The sequence below is a fragment of the Klebsiella sp. JB_Kp031 genome (assembly GCF_040064295.1).
In the GTDB taxonomy this organism is placed as follows: domain Bacteria; phylum Pseudomonadota; class Gammaproteobacteria; order Enterobacterales; family Enterobacteriaceae; genus Klebsiella; species Klebsiella quasipneumoniae.
In genome coordinates, this window is record NZ_JBEAJW010000010.1 from 1 (window position 1) to 4,057 (window position 4,057).

At 51.8% G+C, this 4,057-nt stretch carries 3 protein-coding genes and 3 tRNA genes; 5 read left to right on the forward strand and 1 reads right to left on the reverse strand.

Features of this window, described 5'->3' with window-relative positions:
- Positions 1-244 precede the first annotated feature (244 nt).
- Together murB and birA are read left to right on the forward strand one after the other, a co-directional pair.
- Positions 245-1,273, forward strand: coding sequence for a UDP-N-acetylmuramate dehydrogenase (gene murB / locus ABLV64_RS05650; RefSeq protein WP_049116879.1), 1,029 nt, complete (start codon positions 245-247; stop codon positions 1,271-1,273).
- Entirely contained in the window at positions 1,270-2,232 is a 963-nt protein-coding gene (birA, locus tag ABLV64_RS05655) for a bifunctional biotin--[acetyl-CoA-carboxylase] ligase/biotin operon repressor BirA (RefSeq protein ID WP_004206834.1), read from the forward strand. The genes murB and birA overlap by 4 nt, the downstream gene beginning before the upstream one ends.
- Before the next feature lie 26 nt (positions 2,233-2,258).
- Here the strand turns inward: birA and coaA are convergent, their stop codons facing one another.
- The gene (coaA, locus tag ABLV64_RS05660; protein WP_004206833.1) at positions 2,259-3,209 is read right to left on the reverse strand and encodes a type I pantothenate kinase; all 951 of its coding nucleotides are present in this window, start codon (positions 3,207-3,209) and stop codon (positions 2,259-2,261) included.
- Positions 3,210-3,639: 430 nt separating this feature from the next.
- Between coaA and ABLV64_RS05665 the strand changes: the two genes are divergently transcribed.
- The 3 genes from ABLV64_RS05665 (at position 3,640) to ABLV64_RS05675 (ending at position 4,000) form a co-directional block, all read left to right on the forward strand.
- Positions 3,640-3,715, forward strand: a tRNA-Thr gene (locus ABLV64_RS05665).
- A gap of 10 nt (positions 3,716-3,725) precedes the next feature.
- Positions 3,726-3,810, forward strand: a tRNA-Tyr gene (locus ABLV64_RS05670).
- 115 nt (positions 3,811-3,925) lie between these two features.
- Positions 3,926-4,000 (forward strand) — tRNA-Gly (locus tag ABLV64_RS05675).
- The last annotated feature ends 57 nt before the right edge of the window (positions 4,001-4,057 follow it).

The window sequence follows — 4,057 nt, forward strand, 5'->3', positions numbered from 1 at the left end:
TAAAGCAGAAAGCTCAGTCGGAAGGCTGAGCTTTTTTGCGTTTGTGCCATCCGGGGAGGATGCCGGCATGCCTCCCCGGTGGCGCTGCGCTTACCGGGGCCAGGGGCCTTGCGGGTTCTGTAGCCCGGCCCGGTACACCACTCACCACTGGTAACGCTCCGCAATATTATTGCCTCTGTAATCAGGCAAGCCTTCCCCCGCCAGATACGGTAAACTAACGCCGATTTTGCATCAGGAAGCCACTATGAATCACTCCCTCAAACCCTGGAATACCTTTGGCATTGAGCGATCCGCCAATACGATAGTACGCGCCGAAACTGAGCAACAGTTGCTAAGCGCCTGGCAAACCGCTGTCGCGGCTGGCGAACCCACGCTAATCCTTGGGGAAGGCAGTAACGTCCTGTTTCTGAACGACTATGCCGGTACGGTGATCCTCAACCGGATTATGGGGATCGAGGTGAGCGAAACCCCGGATGCCTGGCGCTTGCACGTCGGTGCCGGCGAAAACTGGCATCAACTGGTGCAGTTCACGCTACAGCATGCGATGCCTGGTCTGGAAAATCTGGCATTAATCCCTGGCTGCGCAGGATCCTCACCGATCCAGAATATTGGCGCCTACGGCGTCGAATTGCAGCGGGTCTGCGAATATGTTGACTGCATCGAGCTGGAAACGGGACGTAAACAACGCCTTTCCGCAGCGGAATGCCGTTTCGGCTATCGCGACAGCATCTTTAAACATGAATATCAGGACCGCTACGCCATAGTCGCGATTGGCTTAGCGTTAGAGAAAGCGTGGCGACCTGTGCTGAGCTACGGTGATTTAACACGTCTCGATCCGCAGACAGTCACCCCGCAGCAGGTATTCGATGCGGTCTGCCATATGCGAATGACTAAATTGCCGGATCCAAAGATTAACGGTAATGCTGGCAGCTTTTTTAAGAACCCGATCGTCAGCGCTCAGGTTGCTGAAGCGCTGCTGGCGCAGTTCCCTCATGCACCGCACTATCCGCAGGCAAATGGCAGCGTCAAGCTGGCCGCTGGCTGGCTAATCGATCAATGTCAGCTCAAAGGAAAACGCATCGGCGGCGCGGCCGTGCATCGACAGCAGGCGCTGGTACTGATTAATGAAGATCAAGCGACCAGCGAGGATGTGATAAAGCTAGCCCATTACGTTCGCCAGCAGGTGGGGGCAAAATTCAATGTATGGCTTCAGCCCGAGGTGCGCTTCATTGGAACGCATGGTGAAGTCAACGCAGAGGAGAGCATTGCGTGAAAGACCATACTATCCCTTTAACGCTAATTTCTATCCTTGCTGATGGTGAGTTTCACTCAGGTGAACAGCTTGGCGAGCAGTTAGGCATGAGCCGGGCGGCGATTAATAAGCATATCCAGACGTTACGCGACTGGGGCGTCGATGTGTTTACCGTGCCGGGCAAGGGGTACAGCCTGCCAGAGCCCATTCATCTGTTGGATGAGAAAAAGATCTCCCAACAGATAGAGCACGGTCGAGTGACTGTCCTTCCGGTAATCGACTCCACTAACCAGTATTTGCTGGACAGACTGGATGAGCTGACGTCCGGCGATGCCTGCGTAGCTGAATATCAGCAGGCAGGGCGAGGCCGGCGAGGCAGAAAATGGTTTTCCCCCTTTGGTGCGAATCTCTATCTCTCGATGTACTGGCGTCTGGAGCAGGGCCCGGCAGCGGCGATTGGCCTAAGCCTGGTGATTGGTATTGTGATCGCTGAAGTGCTGCAGCAACTCGGGGCCGAACAGGTTCGCGTGAAATGGCCAAACGATATTTACCTGCAGGATCGTAAGCTGTCAGGGATCCTCGTGGAGCTGACGGGGAAAACGGGCGATGCCGCACAAATCGTCAGCGGCGCGGGTATCAACCTTGTGATGCGTCGTGTGGAGTCTGATGTCGTCAATCAGGGTTGGATCAGTCTTCAGGAAGCGGGGGTGGTCATCGACCGTAATCTCCTCGCCGCGCGCCTGATTAAAGAGCTGCGCCTGGGACTGGAGCTGTTCGAGCAGGAAGGGTTGGCTCCTTATCTGCCGCGCTGGGAAAAACTGGATAACTTTATTCATCGTCCGGTAAAACTGATTATCGGTGATAAAGAAATTTATGGCATTTCCCGCGGCATTGACGCCCAGGGTGCGCTATTGCTGGAGCAGGATGGTGTGATAAAAGCCTGGGTTGGTGGTGAAATATCATTGCGCAGCGCAGAATAAAAAAGGGAGCTCCGGCTCCCTTTGCTTTATTTACGTAAGCGTACCTGATTAACAGAATGATTGGCGCTCTTGGTCATAATCAGGCTGGCGCGCTCGCGAGTTGGAAGGATGTTTTCCTTGAGATTCATTAGGTTAATCTCATTCCAAAGCGAGGTGGCAATTTCGACCGCTTCTTCCTTCGACAGCTTGGCGTAATTATGAAAATAAGAATCCGGGTCGGTAAATGCCCCTTCCCGGAATTTAAGAAAGCGGTTGATATACCAGCTTTTCAATAATTCTTCCGGGGCATCGACATAAATAGAAAAGTCGACAAAATCCGATACGAATACATGATGCGGATCGTGTGGATAATCCATCCCACTTTGCAGAACATTCAGTCCTTCAAGAATGAGAATATCCGGTTGAGCGACGGTTTTATCGCCATCGGGAATAACATCATAAATTAGATGGGAATAAACCGGTGCAGTTGCCTGTGGTACCCCTGATTTGAGATCGGAGACAAACTTCACCAGCCGATGCATATCATAGGACTGCGGAAAGCCTTTTTTCTTCATTAACCCACGTTCTTTCAAAACTGAGTTAGGGTGCAAAAATCCGTCAGTGGTAATGAGTTCGACATGGCGATGCTCCGGCCAACGGCTCAGCAAGGCCTGCAGTACACGGGCGGTGGTGCTTTTTCCTACCGCCACGCTGCCAGCGATACTGATAATATAGGGAATTCGCTGACCGTTGGTGCCAAGAAATTGTTCGAGAACAGCCTGACGACGCAGGTTAGAACTGATATAGAAGTTGAGCAAACGCGACAGCGGCAAATAGATCTCAGCAACCTCTTCCAGAGAGAGATCTTCGTTGATGCCTTTTAACCGCGTGATTTCTTCCTCGGTTAACGTCATCGGGACAGAATCACGAAGTGCAGCCCATTGGTGGCGGTTAAATTGTAGGTACGGTGTCATTAACGTCTGCTCTTTTTGGCTCATAAGCATGTTCTTACCATCACCGAATACGTTGAAACGGCGATGCTTCACACGAGTTAATCAGGACAATGGGCAGGAGGGTAACACCAGATTGCCGGGAATAATAAGAAAAAAACTCATTGAATGCCGCTTTCTCGCGCCAGCGTCACAAGAGAGGAATAAGTTTCTTATGCTTTGCAAAGCATGGCCTTTGCTAACAGGATGGTACTCACGGCCTGCTGCCTTTCAGTTTACGGTCAGCATACGTTCCTGGTAAACGTGGCTGACCGAAACCGCGCCTGATGGGCCCGTTTGTTGGCGATTATTTGCACTCCTTTGTTTGAAATTACACCGTTTTTTCGCGTAAGAGCACAAAATGTGAGCAAGAGAACGTTTTATGCAAATTTTTAGTTGCATGAACTCGCTCCTCTCCCTAGAATGCGCGCTACTTGATGCCGACTTAGCTCAGTAGGTAGAGCAACTGACTTGTAATCAGTAGGTCACCAGTTCGATTCCGGTAGTCGGCACCATAACAATTTGGGTGGGGTTCCCGAGCGGCCAAAGGGAGCAGACTGTAAATCTGCCGTCATCGACTTCGAAGGTTCGAATCCTTCCCCCACCACCACTTTCTGGCGACGCTTTGCGTAGCCGGAGTTGGTTGGGTAAACTAATCAGCTCAATACTAAAGAGAGCAGTCTTTTTAGTATTACAGAAAGAACTGGGTAGCCGAGTTTCAGGATGCGGGCATCGTATAATGGCTATTACCTCAGCCTTCCAAGCTGATGATGCGGGTTCGATTCCCGCTGCCCGCTCCAGACGTGCTGATATGGCTCAGTTGGTAGAGCGCACCCTTGGTAAGGGTGAGGTCCCCA